Here is an 18,666-nt window from a genome sequence, read left to right on the forward strand (position 1 = left end):
GAGGCGCCGAAGGCCAGGAGCGCGTCTGAGACGTCCGTCGTGTAGCCCTGGAAATTGCGGCGCATGCGGCCGCTGTTCGCTGCTGCCGTGAGCTCGTCATGTTCCAGCGCGAAATGATCGAGGCCGATCGCGGCATAGCCATGGGCGCCGAGTTCGCGCTCGATGGTGGTGGCCTGCGCATAGCGCTCACGCACGCCGGGGAGATCCGCGTCGCTGATCATCTTCTGGTGCTTCTTGAACCACGGCACATGCGCATAGCCGAAGACCGAGATGCGGTCGGGCTGCAGGGATGCGGCCTGTTCGGCCGTCTTCGCCACGCTCGCCACCGTCTGGGCGGGCAGGCCATACATCAGGTCGAAATTCACCGAGGTGAAGCCCGCCTCGCGCAGGAAGTCGTTGGCGGCCCTGACGAGGCCGAAGGTTTGCAGCCGGTTGATCTTCATCTGCACGGGGGTTGCGAAATCCTGCACGCCGAAGCTGATGCGGGTGAAGCCCATGGCGGCCAGCACCTTGGCGCGCTCCTTGGTGAGCGTGCGGGGATCGGATTCGAGCGCCACCTCGCCACCCGCCGCAAGCCCGAAGCCCTTGTCGATGGCCTCCACGATCTCACCGATGTGGAAATCGTCGAGATAGGTCGGGGTGCCGCCGCCGAAATGCAGATGCGTGACTTTGCCCTTGCGGCCCCGGAAAAGCGCTGCGGAGCGGCGGATGTCCTTGAGCAGATACGCCACATAGCGCGCTGCCCGGTCATAGGAATTGGGCACCGAGGTGTGGCAGCCGCAATACCAGCACAGCTGGCGGCAGAAGGGGATGTGCACATAGACCGAGAGCGTGGCATCGGCATCGACCCCGGTGAGCCACTGATCGGCAGTGGCGCCCGGAAAATCAGCCTCGAACTGTACGGCGGTGGGATAGCTCGTATAGCGCGGAACGTCCTGGGTGGCGAAGGGGATGAGCTGAGTGTCCATGGAAGTTGACACTAGCTGTTGTGAGGTAATCCTTCATTGACCTCGATCAATAGAGGCCGGTCTTGTAGTCGCCCTCGACATCCTTGTCGGCCTGTGCGGCTTCCGTTTCGTCCACACCTGACTGGCAGGTCTGATCCAGGATGATGCGGGCGATGGAGGGAAGCTGGCTGCGGTCCTGGCGGTAATCCGGTTCCCACAGTTTTGAGCGCTTCAGCGCCTTGGCGCAGTGCATGAACACCTCCTCGATCTCGATGAGGATGCCCACCTTGGGCGCCTTGCCATTGACGGTGCACTGCGCCAGCAGGGCCGCATCGTCAGTGATGCGGGCCTTGCCGTTGAGGCGCAGCGTGTCCTCGAAGCCGGGGATGAAGAACAGGCAGCCGATATTGGGGTTGGCGGTGATGTTGGCCATGGTGTCCAGCCTGTTGTTGCCCGGCCGGTCGGGGATGAGGATGGTGCGGTCGTCCACGGCATGGACGAAGCCCGGCGGATCGCCGCGCGGGCTGAGGTCGGCCTTGCCATCTGCATCCGCCGTCGAGATGACGAGGAAGGGCGACATGGCGATGAACTGCCGCGAATATTTGTCGAGCGCCGGCCGCGACTTGGTGATGGCGAGGGGGTGGACCTCGCCGAACTTCGCCCGAAGTTCCCCCTCGCTGCCGATCATGCCGCCCTCGCGTTTTCCTTGGCCGCCCAGGCCTCCATCGCGTCGAGGCCCTTCTCGAAGATGTCGAACATCTCATGGATCTCGTCGGTGGTGATGATGAGCGGCGGGCAGAGCGCCACCGCGTCCTGGATGTTGCGCACGATGAGGCCGCGCTCCTGCATGGCGTTCACAGTGTTCGCGCCCATCATCTTCTTCAGGTCGAAGGGCCGCTTGGTGGCCTTGTCGGCGACGAGTTCCACCGCGCCGATGAGGCCGATGCCGCGCGTCTCACCCACCAGCGGGTGGTCGGCCAGCTTCTTCAGGCGCATCTGGAACACCGGGCTCATCTTCGCGGCATGCTCCATGATCTTGTCGCGCTGGTAGATCTCGATGGTCTTGAGCGAGATGGCGCAGCCCACGGGATGGGCCGTGTAGGTATAGCCGTGGCCGAAGGTGCCGAGCTTGCGGCTCTCATCCAGCATGGCCTGGTAGAGGTCTTCCTCGATGGTGAGGGCGGAGAGCGGGAAATAGGCCGAGGTGATGGCCTTGGCCATGGAGATCGACTGCGGCTTCATGCCGAAGGTGGTGCTGCCGAACCAGTTGCCGGTGCGGCCGAAGCCGCAGATCACTTCGTCCGCAATGAAGCGGATGTCGTATTTGGCGAGGATGTCGTTGACCTTCTCCCAATAGCCCGCAGGCGGCAGCAGCACGCCGCCGGCACCCATCAGCGGCTCGCCGATGAAGGCGGCGATGGTGTCCGGCCCCTCCTTGATGATCAGCTGCTCGAGGTCGTCCGCCATGCGGCTTGCGAACTCCGCCTCGCTCTCGCCGTCCTTGCCATAGCGGTAGTAGTGCGGGCAGGAGGTGTGCAGCACGTTCGCAATGGGCAGGTCGAAATCATTGTGCACCCAGGGCAGCCCGGTGAGCGAGGCGGACGCGATGGTGACGCCGTGATAGGCGCGGATGCGGCTGATGATCTTCTTCTTCTCGCGCTTGCCCCGGGCGTTGTTGTAGTACCACGACAGCTTGATCTGCATGTCGTTGGCCTCCGAGCCCGAGGTGCCGAACAGCACCTTGGAGGCGGGGCAGGGGGCGATTTCCTTGAGCTTTTCGGAGAGCTCGATCACCCCGTCATGCGACTTGCCGCTGAAGGCATGGGTGAAGGACACCTTGCGCAGCGCCTCGGCACCCGCTTCCGCGATCTCCTGGTTGCCATAGCCCAGCGCGGTGCACCACAGGCCCGCCATGCCCTCGATGTAGCGCTTGCCCGTGTCGTCATAGAGGTGGATGCCACGGCCCTCGTTGAGGATGAGCGGGCCCACCTCGCGGTGGCGCGCGAGGTTGGTGTAGGGGTGGATTACCGTCTCGATGTCGCGGACGGCCATGTTGGACAAGGGCATGCTCATTTCCTCCTGAGGTCGTATGACTATAACAGCCTAACCGCGGAAGAGAACAGTGCCCTTTCAGCCCGGCAGCGCCATGGACACAATCCTAGCCGTTCGGGAAACGATAGTCGTGGAACTGACGGCGCAGTTCAAGCTTGGAGATCTTGCCTGTTGCCGTGTGTGGGATCTCGTCGACAAAGGCGACGTCGTCCGGCATCCACCATTTGGCGATCCTGCCGTTGAGATGGGCGAGGACGTCCTCGCGGGTGATGGAGGAGCCGGGCTTGCGGACGATCACCAGAAGCGGGCGCTCGTCCCACTTTGGATGGGGCAGGCCGATGGCGGCAGCCTCGTGAACGCCGGCACAGCCCAGCGTAATGTTCTCGATCTCGATCGAGGAGATCCATTCGCCGCCGGACTTGATCACATCCTTGGCGCGGTCGGTGATCTGCATGTAGCCGTAGTCGTCGATGGTGGCGACATCGCCCGTGTCGAACCAGCCTTCGGAATCGAAGGCGCTGAGGCCTTCGCCCTTGAAATAGCTTTTTGCCACGGCGGGGCCCTTCACCTTCAGGCGGCCGAAGGTTTTGCCGTCATGGGGCAGCGTGTTGCCCTCGTCATCGGTGATCTTCATGTCCACCATGAAGGGCGGGCGGCCCTGCTTGAGCTTCAGCGTCCACCAATCCGCGGAGGAAAGCTCCCCCGCGCGGCCCGACTGGACGCCGAGCGAGCCGATGGGGCTCATCTCCGTCATGCCCCAGGCGTGGATGACGTCGGTGCCGTAGCCTTCGACGAAGGCCTTCATGATGGATTCGGGGCAGGCGGACCCGCCAATCACCACGCGCTCGAGATGGGGGAGCTTCAGCTGCGGATTTTGTTCTAGATGATTGAGCAGCATCAGCCAGACGGTGGGGACCGCGGCGGTGATTGTCACCTTGCCCTCGGTCAGCATCTCGTAGATCGAGGCGCCGTCGAGCTTGGGGCCGGGCATCACCAAAGCGGTGCCGGAAAGCGGGGCTGAGAAGGCAATCGACCAGGCATTGGCGTGGAACATCGGCACGACGGGCATGGCGGCATCGCTGCTCGACAGTGCCATGGCATCGCCCAGCGCGCACATGAGACCGTGCAGCACGTTGGAGCGGTGCGAATAGAGCACGCCCTTGAGGTTTCCCGTGGTGCCGCTGGTGTAGCACATGCCGCAGGCTGTGTTCTCGTCGAATTCCGGCCAGCGGAAATCCGGATCACCTTCTGCGATGAGGTCCTCGTAGCAGACGGGGTTCTTCAGCGTGGTCGCCGGCATGTGGGCGGCATCCGTCATGATGACGAAGCCCTTGATGCGGGGCAGGCTCTCCTGCAGCTTTTCGAACATCGGCACGAAGGAGAGATCGGTGAACACCCACTGATCCTCGGCGTGGTTGATGATGTAGGTGAGCTGCTCGGTGAAGAGCCGCGGGTTCAGCGTGTGGACAATGGCGCCAAGCCCCATGACGCCATACCAGATCTCGAGGTGGCGCCAGGTGTTCCACGCCATGGTGGCGATGACGGAGCCCATCTTCAGCCCCAGCTTCCTCTCGCAGGCCGAAGCCAGGGCCCGGGCGCGGCGGCTGAGTGCCGCGTAGTCGGTGCGGTGGAGAGGGCCTTCGACGGAGCGCGAGAGGATAGGCGTTTTGCCATGCCAGCGCGCCGCGTGATCGAGTACGCGGTGAACGAGCAATGGGAATTCTTGCATCAGGCCGCGCATGTGGGTTTGTCCTCGATGTTCCGTTCTCCTCTCCCCCACATGCGTGGGGGAGAGGAACTGCCCGGAGCTTAGCGGGAAAGAGAGGGTGAGGCCAGATGAGGGCCAGGTCAGCTTCTGGGATCAATCGGCGTGATGGCGCCGAGGCCCAGCACCTGCTCGATGAAGCGAGCGCCCGCGAGGAGCTTTGCCTCGCCCCGGCCGGGCGCCACCACCTGGAGGCCCACCGGCAGGTGGTTGCTGGTGAAACCGCAAGGGATGGAAATGGCGGGAGAACAGGTGAGGGTTATGGCGTGGACGATCATCAGCCAGTCGACATAGGACTCGAATGTGACGCCGTTGCATTCAGCCACATAGCGCTGCTCCACAGGGAAGGGCGGGACGATGGTGGTGGGGCAGAGCAGGAGATCGTAGGTCTCGAAAAATTTGCGCATGCGGCGGAACATGTCGCCGCGCTGGGCCTCGGCCCGGGCGATTTCAGCGCCGGTGAGGCTCAGGCCCTTCTCGATGTTCCAGACGACTTCGGGCTTGAGCAGGCCGCGGTGCTGGTCAAGCAGCGGGCGCATGTTGGAGTAGGCGAGCGCGCGCAGCGTCTGGGCGCATTCGCGGGTTTCCTTGAGATCGGGGTGGGCTTCCTCGACGATCACGCCTTCGGCCTCAAGCTTGGCGGCGGCCGCAAGCACAAGCTCTGCGACGGCGGGATCGACGGGCGGGAGGCCGAGATCGCGGGAGACAGCGACGCGCTTTGGCTTCCAGCCGGAGCGGGCGGCCTTCAGGTAGGAGGTGCCGTCCGAAGGAAGTGACAGCGGGTCTGCGGGCTCCTCGCCCACCATGGCGTCGAAGAGGAGGGCCAGATCCTCCACGTTGCGCGCCATCGGGCCTTCCACCCCCAAGGTGGAGTCGATCTTTGAGAAGACGCTTGCCGCCACACGGCCGGGCGAGGGGCGCATGCCGGCCACGCCACAGAAGCTGGCCGGGTTGCGGAGCGAGCCGCCGAGGTCTGAGCCATGGGCGGCCCAGGCCATGCCGGTTGCCAGCGCCACGGCGGCCCCGCCGGAGGAGCCAGATGCGGACATTCGTGTGTTCCAGGGGTTCAGCGTGGCGCCGAAAACCTCGTTGAAGGTGTGGGCGCCCGCGCCGAATTCGGGCGTGTTCGACATGGCGTAGATTACGCCGCCATTGCCCTCGAGATGGGTGACGAGGAGATCGGAGGTGTTTGCGATCCTGTCCTTGAAGATGGGTGAGCCCTGCGTGGAGCGCACGCCTGCAACATCCGCCAGGTCCTTGATGGGCACGGGGAGGCCCGCCAGAAGCCCGCGTTCCGACGGCGGTTTTGCCATGATCTGCCGGGCTTGGGTGCGGGCGCGGTCGAAGCAGAGGGTGGGCAGCGCGTTGACCTTGCCGTCAACCCCGGCCACCCTCCTTTCCAGTGCGTCGAGGCAATCGAGCGGGGTGATGTCACCGCTTCTCAAGCCCTCCACGATGGCTGTGGCGGTCATCCGGATCAGGTCTGTCATGTAATTCCCCTTCTTGCGCCGGGATGAAATCCGTTTGCGGCACCCCCGTCAACGGGCTTAAAAGGCCGCCCAGTCATACCTCAGGAGAGCATCATGAACGCACCGGTCACAGCAGCCCCAGGCATGAACAAGCAGTGGGTGGAACGCCGCGCCAAGGCGGTGTCCCGCGGCATCAGCGCAGGCGCCCCGGTCATTGCGGCGCGCGCGGAGAATTCCGAGATCTGGGATATCGAGGGCAACCGCTACGTCGATTTCGGCGGCGGCATCGCGGTGGTCAACACCGGGCACCGGCACCCCTTGGTGATGAAGCGCGTCTATGAGCAACTCGAGGCCTTCACCCATACCTGCGCGATGGTGATGCCTTACGCGCCCTTCATCGAGGTGTGCGAGAAGCTCAACGCGGTCGCTCCCATCTCGGGCGAGAAGAAGTCGGCCCTTGTGACGACAGGTGCAGAGGCGGTGGAGAACGCGGTGAAGTTCGCGCGCGCCTATACCGGCCGCTCCGACATCATCGCCTTCAACGGCGGCTTCCATGGCCGGACACTTCTCGGCATGACGCTGACCGGCAAGGTGATGCCCTACAAGGCGAAGTTCGGGCCGATGGCGCCGGGCGTGTGGCACGTGCCCTTCCCCGTGGCGCACAAGGGCGTCACCATCGATGACACGATGCATGCCATCGAGTGGCTGTTCAAGGCGGATGTGGAGCCCTCGCGCGTTGCCGCCATCATCATCGAGCCGGTGCAGGGCGAGGGCGGCTTCTACATCGCGCCCAAGGAACTGATGGTGAAGCTCAGGAAGCTGTGCGACGACCATGGCATCCTGCTGATCGCGGATGAAATCCAGTCGGGCTTCGGGCGCACGGGGAAGTTCTTCGCCATGGAGCATTATGGCGTGGAACCGGACCTGATCACCTCCGCCAAGTCGCTGGCCGGCGGCTTCCCGCTCGCTGCCGTCGTGGGCCGCGCCAAGATCATGGACGCGCCGGACCCGGGCGGCATCGGCGGCACCTATGCCGGCAATCCGGTGGCCTGTGCCGCGGCACTGGGCGTGTTCGAGGCTTTCGAGCAGGAAGGCCTTCTGGAGAAGGCCGAGAAGCAGGGCAAGATGATCATGGAGCGCATGACGTCCATCAAGGCCAAGGGCCGCGGCATGCCGATCGGCGATGTGCGAGGCCTTGGCGCCATGTGCGCCTTCGAACTCGTGACCCAGCATGGCGGCAATGAACCCGATGCGGGCGGTGCCAAGGCGCTGGCAGCCAAGTGCCTGGAGCGCGGGCTTTTGATCCTGACCTGCGGCGTTTATGCCGACACGGTGCGCATGCTGACGCCGCTCACCGCGAGCGAGATGGTGATGAAGGAAGGCCTCGACATCCTGGAGAGCGCCATTCTCGGCAACTGATCCTGCCTTCATGATCTTGTGATCGCCGGGCCGTGGCCCGGCGATCTTCATTTCGGGGGCACCTCTCGCTATATGCCACGTCATGGTGGTCATTCTTGCGCTCATTTCCGCGCTGTTCCTGGCGCTGATCTTCGGTCCGCAGCTGTGGGTCTCGGCGACCATGCGCAAGCATGGGGCGGACCGGCCGGACTATCCCGGCACCGGCGGAGAACTGGCGCGCCACCTGCTGGACGAGGCGGGACTTTCCCATGTGAAGGTCGAGCGTGTGCCGGCGGGCGACCATTATGCGCCGGACGATCAGGCGGTGCGCCTGTCGGCTGCGAATTTCGACGGCCGCTCCATCACCGCCGTGGCGGTTGCCGCCCATGAGGTGGGCCACGCGCTGCAGCACGCCGAGGGATACCGCCCGCTGATGCTGCGCCAGAAGCTCGCGTCATGGGCCGTCAACATCAACCGGCTGGGTGCCGTGCTGCTGGTGGCGACACCGGTTCTGTTCGCCGTGACGCGCTCGCCCGTGCTGCTCTTCGGCCAGGTGGCGGGCGGATTTGCCGTCATGCTGACGACGGTGGTGATCCATGCGGTGACGCTGCCCATGGAGTTCAACGCCAGTTTCCGCCGCGCGCTGCCGGCGCTGGCGCTCGTCATTCCGGAAGACGACATGCCCGCCGCGCGCAGCGTGCTGAAGGCCGCCGCCTTTACCTATGTTGCGGCGGCGCTGACGACGCTGCTCGACATCACACGCTGGCTCCGGCTGCTGCGGTTCTGAGAGCCGTCAGGCCGCCTCGTAGCCGTCTCCGGTCCTGCGCAGCTTTCCCTGCTCCACGAGATGCTCGAGATGCGCGGTGGTGGAGAGTGCCGCAGCGCCGTGGAGTTTCGGGTCGATATCGGCATAGATGGCGGCGACGATGTCGCCCACGCTGCGCGCGCCTTGCGCCACACGGGCGCGGATCGCCTCTTCCCGCATGCGGCGGTGGGCGAGGTAGCCGCGCACCAGCGGCAGCGGGTCGCGCCGCGACGGGCCGTGGCCGGGGTGGTAGACTTGGTCGTCGCGGTCGAGGAGTTTGCGCAGCGAGGCGAAATACTGGCCCATGTCACCATCGGGGGGCGCGATGACGCTGGTGGCCCAGGCCATCACATGGTCGCCCGAGAACAGCGCCTGCTCCTCCCGCAACGCGAAGCACATGTGGTTCGACATGTGGCCGGGGGTGAACAGCGCCTCCAGTGTCCAGCCCGGGCCGGTCACCGCCTCGCCCTCTGCGAGCGTTACGTCGGGCATGAATGCGTGGTCGATCGAGGCATCGAGGCGGAGGCCGGTTTCACGTGGCGGGGAGACGGCTCCCTGGGCGCAGACCGTGGCCCCCGTCGCCTGCTTGAGCCGCCGCGCGAGGGGGGAATGGTCAGCATGGGAATGGGTGACCAGAATATGCGTCACCGTCTCGCCCCTCAGGGCCGCGAGGAGGGCTGCGAAATGAGATTCGTCGTCCGGGCCTGGATCGATCACCGCGACGCGGCCGCGGCCCACGATGAAGGTCGAGGTGCCCTTGAACGTGAAGGCGCTTGGATTGTTCACCACGATGCGGCGCACGCCCGGTGACAGCGCGACCGCTTCGCCGGGGGCGATATCGAAGTCGCGATCGAAGGACAGGTCCGCCATGGGGGCCTCCTTGAATGTCAACGGCGCGGGGCCCTGGGGGCGCCCGCGCCGCGTCTTCCTGATTGGTCGGAGTGAGAGGATTCGAACCTCCGACCCCCTGCTCCCGAAGCAGGTGCGCTACCAGACTGCGCTACACTCCGTCATTGGTCCGCGCGGCTTATAGCGGCGCTTCAGGGACTAGGCAAGCACTTGATCCCCAAGCGGCCAGCCGCAGGGTCAGCCCTTGGCTTTCCGGCTCAGCACCTTGAGCGTCTCGGCCGACATCCGGGTAAAGGCCTTGCGGGCAAGCGGCGTCAGCCGCACATGCTTGGCCCTGCCGTCATTGGGGTCCGGAACGCACTTGATCCATCCCGCCTGCTCGAGCTCCGCGATGCGGGAGTATACCGTTGGCGCGGTGCCGAAGCCCGGCCCCTTCACCACGTCCGATACGTTCAGGGTCTTCTCCTGGGAGTCCGCATCGCCGATGAAGGTGAGAATCGACCTCGAGGAGAGATCGAGCTGGTCCATTCCCGTCTGTGATTCAACTATTCGAATCGCACGATTGATTTGGAAGATCAGGTCATCAGAACGCGACATCAAAGTATCCCGCAAAAGTAAAACAAAGCAACGCCGAGGGACCATAGTTTAGGCCGCTGCAAATCCCAAAGATAGTGAATAAACAGGTTTTCTGGAGCGCTTTTCGAAGATTTTCGCTGCTCAGTCAGCAGGCAGGCCATATTTGGTGGGAGCAGCTTGGCATAGGGTTGTACTGGTCTTTGGCGGCCGGAGGCCCGGGCGCGGCCAGTCACGGGGCGGAATGCGTGATTCGTCCACCGGACGGCGGGTCCCTGGCGCTTTCAGGCGGCCGGAGAGCCGCAGACTGCGGCCGCACAGGCCTCTAGGCAAGACAGATTCCTGTGGCTATAGGGAACCTCGCTGCTGGGGCGTCGCCAAGCGGTAAGGCAGCGGATTTTGATTCCGCCATTCGGAGGTTCGATCCCTCCCGCCCCAGCCAATCCTCCCGCAGCGAAGCTTGAAAATGAGGCCTGCCGGAGAACCCTCCGGTATTTCCGTGGGTTAACGGCCGAAGCCGGCGGCACCTTCCTTTCAGAGACTCGCCACGCGCGGATGCGGATGGAAACGTATCCAATGACCCGAGAGCATGATCCGCAAAAGTGGAAACCCCTTATGCGATAAGATCATGCTCAAGCGATTAGCCTTGCGCGTGTTCCGGCCAGAGCATGGGCTCAAAACTGTTCAATGAATGAGGCCAGATCAGTTAAGCAGCCGGGCGCGCTGCTCTTCCCAAACTGCCGGGGGTGGGCAGGCCTGCTTGAACCTTTCGGGGATGAGGGACACAGGATCCCTCCCGTCGATATCGGTTGCGAGGAAAGACAGGCTGATCTTGATGCTGACATCGGATGCTGTGACGCCCGCTGCATTGGCCAAGGTGGCAATGGGCGGCAACTGACCATCGCCTCGCCCGCAGGATTTCGCCACTGAGCCGAGGATCGGCTTCCTGGCTGACGGCGGTGTGCGCCTTTTCGGTAATCCGCCGGGGGTCGAGCATGCGCAGGTTCATCATGCCGCGGACACTGGTGGTTCTCCGGTCTGGGGTTGAGGCCGCAACCAGACTCTATCCGGAAATCCCGGTGACCACCGAAAGCCGTTCGCTGCGGCGGTTGAGTACCGGCATTTGATGGCGCGGGTTGTAGCTGAAGCGTTCAGGTTCCTTTGTCCACTGCTTGCAGATGAACGCGTGTGGCTCCGTGGCAGAGCTCGCCCAGGTGAAATGCCGACGGGATCGCGCCTCTGCCGCTGGACCGAACGGGCCAGGTTTTCGTGGCCGGTCAAGCTCTCCCGATAGCCCGCCTGCTCTTTACCTGCCTGAAACATCCAATGCCTTGCTGCCGGGTTCCAGATCATCAGCCTGCGTGGGGCGGATGGTCTGGTGCTGGATGGCGCCGAAGCCGCCTGGATTCTTTTTGCAGACTTACACGAAGCACCATAACAATCGCCACGAGAGAGGATCCCGCCAATGACCAACCTTCTTCCCCGCCGCGCAGTCCTGCGCGGCATGCTTGCTGGAACCGCCGCCCTGACTTTTCGCTCCCCCGAGGCCTATGCTCAGGGTCTCTCCGAAGTCGTCTGGGCGAAGCGGCTTGAGGCCAACCTCTTTGACCCCGCTACCTCGCTCAATGCCTCGTCTTGGGAACTCTTGCACATACTCTACGACGGGCTGACCGAGTTGGACGAGAACATGGTCCCTGGCCCAGGCCTTGCCACCGCATGGGAGCAGCCCGATCCGCTCACCTACCTCTTCACCATCCGCGAAGGGGTGAAATTCCATAATGGGCGCACCATGACACCGGCCGACGTGGCGGGCAGCCTCAGCCGCATGATCAACCCAACAACCGGGTCGTTCTTCGCGAGCCAGATGGGCAAGATAACCAGCATCACGGTGGAGCCCGACAACCGGGTGAAGATCGTGCTCGCTGAACCATGGGCGCCGCTTCTGGGGGCGCTGTCGTCCACCATGGCGTCCATCATCCCGATGGAGGAGCTGGCGGCAGGTACCTTCGACCCGTCGACCCAGTTCAACGGCACCGGGCCATACTTCGTCGAAAGCCACACGCAGGGTGACAGCTGGGTCCTGGTACGCAATCAAGGCTACTGGAAGAAAGGGCAACCGGTTATCGACCGCGTAATCGTTCGTATCGTCCCGGCCGAGCAGTCACTCATAGCGGGCCTGCGCGACGGCTCGATCCACATCGCTCAGTTTGACGCATCACCCGATGCGGCGCTGCTGCTTGAGCCGGTTGATAACTTGGAAATCGTGCAGAACCCGCAGGCGAATCTCTTCTGGATGATTCTGAATGCGGTCAGTGAGAACTCGCCATTTCGCGATCAGAAGGTGCGGCAAGCCGTCGCCCTGGCAATAGACCGTGACCGTCTGGTCAACGCCGCCATGGGCGGCAACGGGGCGCCGTCGAGCTACCTGCCCCCGCTATTCAACGCGTGCGACACATCGAAGCTAAGTTTCTTCACCCGCAACGTCGAGCGTGCCAAGGCCCTCCTCGCCGAGGCCGGGCAGGAGGCCCTCAGCTTCGAACTGATCGCCTCGGCCGGGGCAGCATGGCAAGCGATGGGCCAGGTGATCCGCGGCAGCCTCGCCGAAGCCGGGATGAACGTGACACTCACCTTGCTGGATGAGGCTAAGCTGATCAAGCGCATGCTGGTCGACAAGCCCGCCTCGATGGATGCTGTGATCAGTTGGTATGCGGGCTATTCCGACCCCGTCATGCTGCCCCTGTGGTTCATCCCTGAAGTGGCAGGCTTCACCGCAGGCTATCAGGCCCCAGACCAAGAACTGACAGACCTTATAAACGCGAGTTGCCGTATCGCCATCGACGACCCTGCGCGGCCCGCCGCCCTGCAAAGACTCTGTGAGGCGCTGGACGCCAATGCCAACCAGATCCCGCTGATCACCCGCGTCGAAACGATGGCCTATCGCCGCGACCTTCTGGCCGCGAACGGCCTTTCTCACCGTGATGGCTATGCAGACAGCGTGCGCAGGATCGAGACCTGGAAGATGAGCTGAGCGCAGTGTGCTGGGTTCGCGCTCTCCCGTGATCTGCTCCAATGCGACATCCACGAGGTGCATCTGCTCGACGCGGACAATCTGCTCCTCGCCGATCCCGCGGCCATTCTGATCACCCCGCCTTTGCCGAAGCGGGAGCCATGTTCTGGCCCGCCCTTTAACCGTTGGCGCCAGTCATACACTTGCGAACGTGTTGCCCCATACCGCTTCGCAACCCCGGAGACAGATCTACCAGGCCGAAAGCTCTCCGCTGCTTCCGCCTCGTCGACGAGACCTCCATTCTGCCGTCCACTGCCATGATCAGAAACCCAATCCAAAACCGGATCCACTTCTCTGATGCGGAAAACGGTATCGCCCGAATGGGCGCGGTGTTGCCGGGCACCGGCTTGTACCCTCTTCGTTGCGGTATTGGTTGGCGGTGACGGACAATCCCGTTTGCGCCTTGAAGCAGATGAAGCCGGATTGGCTCAGGACGATGGGAAGTGCAGAGGGTGCGTCCAGTTCCGAGCATCGGCAATGCGTGGCCAGAAGTGTTAATGCATGATCCGCAAAAGTGGAAACCACTTTTGCGATAAGATCATGCTCAAGAGATTGATCATGCGCGCGTTCATTTCGGCCATGTGATTCCACCTGGTTGGAACGCGCGCGAGAAGCGCTGGGGTTCCTCCCGGAATCAAGAAACGCCTTTCTCGAGAGTCGATGCAAACGCCGATGATTTGCAGCAAGGGGGAGAGATTTTCCTGAAGTTGACGTTTGACGTGTAACCAAGCGGCCTGCGCGGCGATCTCCGAAGTGACCTACCTGTGGCCGCTGGGCAGGACATAGGTACCGTTATCGAGACCGATGCTCAACGGCACCAGCGCACGTACGATGGAAACTAAAACAATCTTATGTGATATTCTGAATATATTGCCCGCACAGTTTTTTCGCCTCGGATACGGTGTCCGAGGCGGCATGACAGCGAAGCTCCGGAGCATTTACTGAGGGACGGAGGTGGACTGTGCCGCCCGTGGCGAAAGCCGCGCGCAGACCATCGATCGGGCTCATTGCCATCTGGTGACCCAGGCTGATGACTTCGAGCTACGGCGGTGGCTCTCGATTGGTCTGACGGGGGTCATGGAAGGCCTTCACGCAGGGCAGAACCTATTCCGGCGGTGACGCTCCTCGCCCGGCGGCCGCCTTCTCCGCGGCGCGCTGGGTAGCGATCGTTCATGCACCTCCGGGCCTCTGCGGTTCCATCACCAAAGGTGCTGTCCCAGCGGCCAAGTGGCAGCATGCCGTCGCCATCAGCCCAGAGCCCGGGCGATTTCCCGGCCGACAAGCTCTGCCTCCCCTGGCTTCAGGCACATCGGGTTTACCGTTACGATGCCACGATCACGCTGAGCCGGATCAAGCGCAATTCCCGGTGTGCCCCTTTGAAGCCGCAGACAGAAGTCCGTCACGCTGCCATGTCCAATGTCGAGTGTGATCTCCACGGTGGGCACCGAACCGATATCGTTCCCGCCTGTGACTGCGATGTGGTGGCCATGCAGAGCGAGAGCAATGGTCTCACAATCCTTGAGCCATCTTGAGTGCCGGGCTTTGTCACCTTCGGCAACAAACATGCGCAGCGCGGTGAGAAGTCCGACGATTTCTTCCTTCCCAGCCTTGCAACTCCGGCCAATGCCGTGCAGGGGCGTACCCTTGAGGCGGCTCTTGTCGATGAGTGCAGCAGGCGGAGTCCACATGTCCTGATAGATATCGAGGTCAAGGTGCTGGAGGGCAGCCGCCATGACAAGATCCCGCTTTCCGGCGAGGATGCCACTCGCCTGGGGCCCTCCAATTGCCTTGCCACCTGAAAACGCGACAAGATCCGCGCCCTCCAGGATGAAGCGGCGCAGATTGTCTTGCGGCGGCAGCTGTGCTGCCGCATCCACCATTACCGGGACTCCCCGGGCGTGTGCGACTTCGGCGATCTCCTGGAGGCTGGGGCGGGCATGTGTATCCGCGACATAGAGAACAGCGGCGGTCCGATCGGTGATGGCATCGTCAATTTCCCAGCCCTCGGCGTCGCGAACTCCTGCACCCGCATAGCGGTCCGGCAGACCCACCTCCACGATCCGCATGCCTGCGGCCCGCACGGCGTGATCATAGAAGTTGCGTTGGCTTCGTACCATGATGCATTCATTCTTCATGCCGGTTGTATCAGGAAGCCTCGCCATCTTTCCTGGATCAAGTCCCGTCATTGTCGCCGCCGCTCCGATCAGCAGGCAAGCCGAGGCTCCCGACGCGATATATCCTGCCTCTGCACCCGTGAGTTCCGCGATCTGTGCTGATGCCACAGCCTGCAGCTCCGCGATGTCGACGCAAGATTGGGATGCCTCCACCATCGCGGCCGACACCTCGGGACGCATGATGCCCCCGGATAGCCTCGTTGCGGGACCCTTTGCATTGACAAGGGTCTTGATACCCAGATCGCGATAAACAGACATGCGGCCTCCTCCAACCATAATTGGCGCAATTGCTATCAGACCACAAGGGTTTCACGAGCCTCGCCGGCTCCTCCGCCGAAGAAGAGTGTCACGATAATCTCATCGATCGAAGTCGCAAAGGCAAAGTGCAATCCTGAGCAGCTTCTGACCGGGATAGTGGACAATGCCCTGAGCATGAACGACAAAAATGGAACCCATTTTTGCGATAAGATCATGCTCATGTCGGCCAGGTGATTCCACCTGGTTGAAACGCGCGCGAGAGCGGGGGCTGTCAGTTGAGATCACTGGAATATCTGCACTCCATTTTTCCCGTCATCCCAGCGCAAGCTGGGATCCCGCTTTCTATCTGCATGTGCTGCAAGAAAGGTGGGGTGCCAGCTTTCGCTGGTATGGCGGCGAGAATGGGGAGCTGATCTCAACTGACCTTCCGCCGCTCTAAAGTAATCAGCACGTTATTGAGAGAACCTTGCTCCAGTATGCAAAGATATGGGCAGCAGAAGCTGTTTCGCCGCCCATTATTCCCTTGTGATCGTACCCGGCGAAAACAGTGAATCCACTGATCGATTGACAACATGTTAAGACAAGTATACAAGACCAACATGTTTCGATTGAGGATCTGGCATGAAGGCTCTTTCGGTCAGCAAGGTGCGGCGCTTTGTTCAGAAGACTGGTGCGTCCCCTGTCTACCGGCAGGTTGCTGACCTTCTTGAGCGTGACATTCAGCAGGGTTCTTCGCGGAGCGAGAGAGCCGCATTGCCATCTGAAAATGAACTGGCAGCGGAATTCAAAGTGTCTCGTGTTACAGTGCGTCAGGCGCTGGACGAACTTCATCGCAAAGGCCTGATCTATCGCGAGAAGGGCCGGGGCTCCTATGCGCGTTCACAGCACATTGGTGGCGTAACCGGCTTTGGAAGTTTCACCTCCGAAGTCGAGAATGCGGGATCAAAGCCAACTTCACGCGTTGTGAACTTTGTGAAAGTCTCCAGCTTGCCTGACGGCATGAAACGCCACCTCGCCAATCTGCCGCCGAATAACAGAAGCTATCATTGCCTGGCTCGTGTGCGTTGTGCTGACTCAAGGCCCGTGGCCTACGAAGAGACCTATCTGGACACGGAAACCTATCCCGGGCTTGAACGGGCCGATGTAGAAAATGGTTCTCTTTATGCGGCCATGCTACGGATCTGGGGCTATCAACCGGCTTGGGCCGACGCGGCGATCGAACCCAGCGTGGCAGATGAAGCAATCGCCAAGCATCTCGGCATCAAGGTGGGGGCACCGGTCGTCGTTGCCTGGCGCGTTACGTCTAGCGAACAAGATGAAGTCCTGGAATATGTGAGATCCGTCTACCGCGGCGATGGCTTTGCCTTGACCGTCCGGCGCCTCAAGATCTCTTGAGGGCCACAGATGAAGCCGGACCTTCCAGCACTGGGCATTGATGTGGGCGGCGGTTCTGCCAAAATCGGCATCGTGTCACCAGCCGGTGACGTGCTTGGACAAGATACCGTTGCAAGTGATTCAGCAGTTTTTGCTTCTGTGTTGCTGGACCGCTATTTGGAAGCGGCGCGGCATATGCAAACGTTGCTTGGAATCAAACAGCTGTGCGGCATAGGCATCGGACTGCCGGGGCACATTGACTTCGCGAAGGGCGCCACACGGCTTGGCAACGTGCCGGCGTTGGATGAGTTTCCGATTGTCGAATACGTGAGCGCCAAGTCCGGCAACAAGGTTTACATCGAAAACGACGCAACACTGGCCGCCGTGGCCGAGCATCGCTATGGCGTGGGGCAGGGTAGCAACCGATTCCTCACCGTCGCTCTCGGCACCGGAATTGGTGTGGGCTTTATTGAGAATGGCAAGCCAGTCCACACTGCCAATGGCACCATGGGTGACATCGGTCATGTGATTGTTGATCCAACAGGCAAGCGCACATGCCGGCAGGGCTGCCATGGCTGCCTGGAGTCTGTTGCTTCCGCACTCGCTCTCGAAGACCGCTACCAGGCCTTGCGTGGCAACTCCGATGACAAAAGGCTCAGCTCCTTGTTTGAATCTGCCCGGGCAGGTGACTTGGAATGCGGCCAGATCATTCAGGAAGCAGCGCTGTTCATTGGTGCGGCCTTGGTAACGTGGATGCATATCTTTGCGCCTGATCGCATTGCCTTTGCTGGCGGCGTCAGCGCGGCAGGCGAAGACCTGCTCAGCCCAATCAGAAAGACGGTCACGCGCCTCGCCATGGCTGACTACGCCTCAAGGGCAACCATTCTTCGGGCGAAACTGGGCAGCCAGGCTGGTCTCGTCGGTGCTGCGGCGCTTTGTTTCCCCATTCAACACAATGAACGAGTTCAACCATGACAGCCTCATACCTTGATGAGATCCTCGAACAGCCGGCCATGCTCTCGGCGCTGGCGCACGAGCCAGCGAAGAAGACGGTTGAGGACCTGCATGAAATCTCATCACGCCTGAACGATGGCGACTTTGACAGAGTATTGCTGACCGGCATGGGAGGATCCCTGCACGGGTCCTATCCGCTCTACCTGCAGCTCTCACAATCCCTGTCTGTGCCGGTGTGCCTGGTCGATACGTCCGAATTGGTTCAGCAGATTCCCGATATCATCGGCCGCCGGTGCCTGCTGATTGCCACATCCCAATCAGGTGAAAGTGGCGAGATTGTTGAGCTGACGAAGCTCCCCGGCATCAGGCCCGCCATGACAATCTCAGTTACCAATCAACTTGAGAACAGCCTTGCAAACTGGGCGGATGTTCGCCTCGCTTCGATGGCAGGTCCTGAGATGACGGTATCAAGCAAGTCCTATACTGGCGGCTTTGCCTGTCAACATCTTCTGGGCGGGGCCCTGCGCGGCGGCTTACAGCAGGCGTGCAAGGAAATTGCCCATGCCGCAGAAGCGTGCGGCCAGATGCTCAAGGATTGGCAGCCGCCACTCTACAGCGTCGTACAGTTTCTCGATGTCCAGGCGCCACTTGTCTATGTTGGCCGCGGCAAGAGCTTTGGTTCGGCCCAAACTGCGGCACTGCTGACGCAGGAAGCCTCCAAACTGCACTGCACGGTGTTGTCGGGCGGGCAGTTCCGCCATGGCCCGATTGAACTTGTGCGGCCAGGATTCCAGATGGTCATCTTCCTTGGCGATCTCAAGACGCGCGACATCGATATGGCCCTTATCCAGAAAATCACCTCCCTGGGCGGAAAAATTGTCGCTGTCGCTCCTGTTGCCTCCGCTCCTGCCGAGGCGGAAGGTCTTCGCGTAGTCACCTATCCTGATGTTGCCCTGCCGCTGACGCCTCTGATGGAAGCCA

General features: G+C 62.1%; 16 protein-coding genes and 2 tRNA genes. 7 read left to right on the plus strand and 11 right to left on the minus strand.

The window, feature by feature from the left end:
* The 5 genes from hemN to ACILRA_RS07540 all read right to left on the minus strand — a co-directional run.
* A partial coding sequence (hemN, locus tag ACILRA_RS07520; protein ID WP_395661484.1) for an oxygen-independent coproporphyrinogen III oxidase occupies nt 1–968 on the minus strand: 968 nt, incomplete at its 3' end.
* 46 nt (nt 969–1,014) lie between these two features.
* Entirely contained in the window at nt 1,015–1,635 is a 621-nt protein-coding gene (locus ACILRA_RS07525) for a pyridoxamine 5'-phosphate oxidase family protein (RefSeq protein WP_395661485.1), read from the minus strand.
* Nucleotides 1,632–3,014, minus strand: a complete 1,383-nt coding sequence (locus tag ACILRA_RS07530; protein WP_395661486.1) for an aminotransferase — start codon at nt 3,012–3,014, stop codon at nt 1,632–1,634. The genes ACILRA_RS07525 and ACILRA_RS07530 overlap by 4 nt, the downstream gene beginning before the upstream one ends.
* 91 nt (nt 3,015–3,105) lie before the next feature.
* Nucleotides 3,106–4,740 carry a long-chain-fatty-acid--CoA ligase gene (locus ACILRA_RS07535; protein ID WP_395661487.1) on the minus strand — a complete coding sequence of 545 codons (1,635 nt, stop codon included), beginning with the start codon at nt 4,738–4,740 and terminating at the stop codon, nt 3,106–3,108.
* A gap of 107 nt (nt 4,741–4,847) precedes the next feature.
* Complete coding sequence (locus tag ACILRA_RS07540; protein WP_395661488.1) at nt 4,848–6,254, minus strand: amidase; 1,407 nt, start codon at nt 6,252–6,254, stop codon at nt 4,848–4,850.
* A gap of 93 nt (nt 6,255–6,347) precedes the next feature.
* On the opposite strand from ACILRA_RS07540, the gene gabT reads away from it, so the two are divergent.
* A complete protein-coding gene (gabT, locus tag ACILRA_RS07545; RefSeq protein WP_395661489.1) occupies nt 6,348–7,652 on the plus strand; it encodes a 4-aminobutyrate--2-oxoglutarate transaminase in 1,305 nt (434 codons plus the stop codon).
* Between the two features lie 82 nt (nt 7,653–7,734).
* Entirely contained in the window at nt 7,735–8,418 is a 684-nt protein-coding gene (locus ACILRA_RS07550; protein WP_395661490.1) for a zinc metallopeptidase, read from the plus strand.
* A 6-nt stretch (nt 8,419–8,424) separates the two neighbouring features.
* On the opposite strand, the gene ACILRA_RS07555 is transcribed toward ACILRA_RS07550, so the two are convergent.
* From ACILRA_RS07555 to ACILRA_RS07565, 3 genes are all read right to left on the minus strand, one after another.
* Complete coding sequence (locus ACILRA_RS07555) at nt 8,425–9,306, minus strand: MBL fold metallo-hydrolase (RefSeq protein ID WP_395661491.1); 882 nt, start codon at nt 9,304–9,306, stop codon at nt 8,425–8,427.
* Between the two features lie 63 nt (nt 9,307–9,369).
* A tRNA-Pro gene (locus ACILRA_RS07560) sits at nt 9,370–9,446 on the minus strand.
* Between the two features lie 76 nt (nt 9,447–9,522).
* On the minus strand, nt 9,523–9,813 hold the full coding sequence (locus ACILRA_RS07565; RefSeq protein WP_395661492.1) for a winged helix DNA-binding protein: 291 nt from the start codon (nt 9,811–9,813) through the stop codon (nt 9,523–9,525).
* Between the two features lie 412 nt (nt 9,814–10,225).
* Between ACILRA_RS07565 and ACILRA_RS07570 the strand changes: the two genes are divergently transcribed.
* Nucleotides 10,226–10,300, plus strand: a tRNA-Gln gene (locus ACILRA_RS07570).
* A 1,023-nt stretch (nt 10,301–11,323) separates the two neighbouring features.
* On the plus strand, nt 11,324–12,886 hold the full coding sequence (locus tag ACILRA_RS07575) for an ABC transporter substrate-binding protein (protein WP_395661493.1): 1,563 nt from the start codon (nt 11,324–11,326) through the stop codon (nt 12,884–12,886).
* On the opposite strand, the gene ACILRA_RS07580 is transcribed toward ACILRA_RS07575, so the two are convergent.
* The 3 genes from ACILRA_RS07580 to ACILRA_RS07590 all read right to left on the minus strand — a co-directional run bounded on the left by ACILRA_RS07580 (nt 12,841) and on the right by ACILRA_RS07590 (nt 15,578).
* Nucleotides 12,841–13,215 (minus strand): transposase, encoded by a 375-nt coding sequence (locus ACILRA_RS07580; protein ID WP_395661494.1) that lies wholly within the window; start codon nt 13,213–13,215, stop codon nt 12,841–12,843. The genes ACILRA_RS07575 and ACILRA_RS07580 overlap by 46 nt on opposite strands.
* A gap of 957 nt (nt 13,216–14,172) precedes the next feature.
* On the minus strand, nt 14,173–15,357 hold the full coding sequence (locus ACILRA_RS07585) for an aminotransferase class V-fold PLP-dependent enzyme (RefSeq protein WP_395661495.1): 1,185 nt from the start codon (nt 15,355–15,357) through the stop codon (nt 14,173–14,175).
* A 35-nt stretch (nt 15,358–15,392) separates the two neighbouring features.
* Nucleotides 15,393–15,578: a hypothetical protein gene (locus ACILRA_RS07590; protein WP_395661496.1), complete on the minus strand. Its 186-nt coding sequence runs from the start codon at nt 15,576–15,578 to the stop codon at nt 15,393–15,395.
* 400 nt (nt 15,579–15,978) lie between these two features.
* Here ACILRA_RS07590 and ACILRA_RS07595 point away from each other — a divergent pair, with 400 nt between their 5' ends.
* From ACILRA_RS07595 to ACILRA_RS07605, 3 genes are all read left to right on the plus strand, one after another.
* Nucleotides 15,979–16,752, plus strand: coding sequence for a GntR family transcriptional regulator (locus tag ACILRA_RS07595; protein ID WP_395661497.1), 774 nt, complete (start codon nt 15,979–15,981; stop codon nt 16,750–16,752).
* Between the two features lie 9 nt (nt 16,753–16,761).
* Nucleotides 16,762–17,706, plus strand: a complete 945-nt coding sequence (locus ACILRA_RS07600; RefSeq protein ID WP_395661498.1) for an ROK family protein — start codon at nt 16,762–16,764, stop codon at nt 17,704–17,706.
* A partial coding sequence (locus tag ACILRA_RS07605) for an SIS domain-containing protein (protein WP_395661499.1) occupies nt 17,703–18,666 on the plus strand: 964 nt, incomplete at its 3' end. The genes ACILRA_RS07600 and ACILRA_RS07605, both read left to right, overlap by 4 nt.

Source organism: Aestuariivirga sp., from assembly GCF_044239095.1.
In the GTDB taxonomy this organism is placed as follows: domain Bacteria; phylum Pseudomonadota; class Alphaproteobacteria; order Rhizobiales; family Aestuariivirgaceae; genus Aestuariivirga.

Excerpts from the sequence above, each read along its gene's own strand:
- ACILRA_RS07525 (WP_395661485.1), bottom strand. The coding sequence starts at position 1,635 with ATGATCGGCAGCGAGGGGGAACTTCGGGCGAAGTTCGGCGAGGTCCAC.
- ACILRA_RS07530 (WP_395661486.1), bottom strand. The coding sequence starts at position 3,014 with ATGCCCTTGTCCAACATGGCCGTCCGCGACATCGAGACGGTAATCCAC.
- ACILRA_RS07535 (WP_395661487.1), bottom strand. The coding sequence starts at position 4,740 with ATGCGCGGCCTGATGCAAGAATTCCCATTGCTCGTTCACCGCGTACTC.
- ACILRA_RS07540 (WP_395661488.1), bottom strand. The coding sequence starts at position 6,254 with ATGACAGACCTGATCCGGATGACCGCCACAGCCATCGTGGAGGGCTTG.
- gabT (WP_395661489.1), top strand. The coding sequence starts at position 6,348 with ATGAACGCACCGGTCACAGCAGCCCCAGGCATGAACAAGCAGTGGGTG.
- ACILRA_RS07550 (WP_395661490.1), top strand. The coding sequence starts at position 7,735 with ATGGTGGTCATTCTTGCGCTCATTTCCGCGCTGTTCCTGGCGCTGATC.
- ACILRA_RS07555 (WP_395661491.1), bottom strand. The coding sequence starts at position 9,306 with ATGGCGGACCTGTCCTTCGATCGCGACTTCGATATCGCCCCCGGCGAA.
- ACILRA_RS07565 (WP_395661492.1), bottom strand. The coding sequence starts at position 9,813 with ATGGACCAGCTCGATCTCTCCTCGAGGTCGATTCTCACCTTCATCGGC.
- ACILRA_RS07575 (WP_395661493.1), top strand. The coding sequence starts at position 11,324 with ATGACCAACCTTCTTCCCCGCCGCGCAGTCCTGCGCGGCATGCTTGCT.
- ACILRA_RS07585 (WP_395661495.1), bottom strand. The coding sequence starts at position 15,357 with ATGTCTGTTTATCGCGATCTGGGTATCAAGACCCTTGTCAATGCAAAG.
- ACILRA_RS07590 (WP_395661496.1), bottom strand. The coding sequence starts at position 15,578 with ATGAGCATGATCTTATCGCAAAAATGGGTTCCATTTTTGTCGTTCATG.
- ACILRA_RS07595 (WP_395661497.1), top strand. The coding sequence starts at position 15,979 with ATGAAGGCTCTTTCGGTCAGCAAGGTGCGGCGCTTTGTTCAGAAGACT.
- ACILRA_RS07600 (WP_395661498.1), top strand. The coding sequence starts at position 16,762 with ATGAAGCCGGACCTTCCAGCACTGGGCATTGATGTGGGCGGCGGTTCT.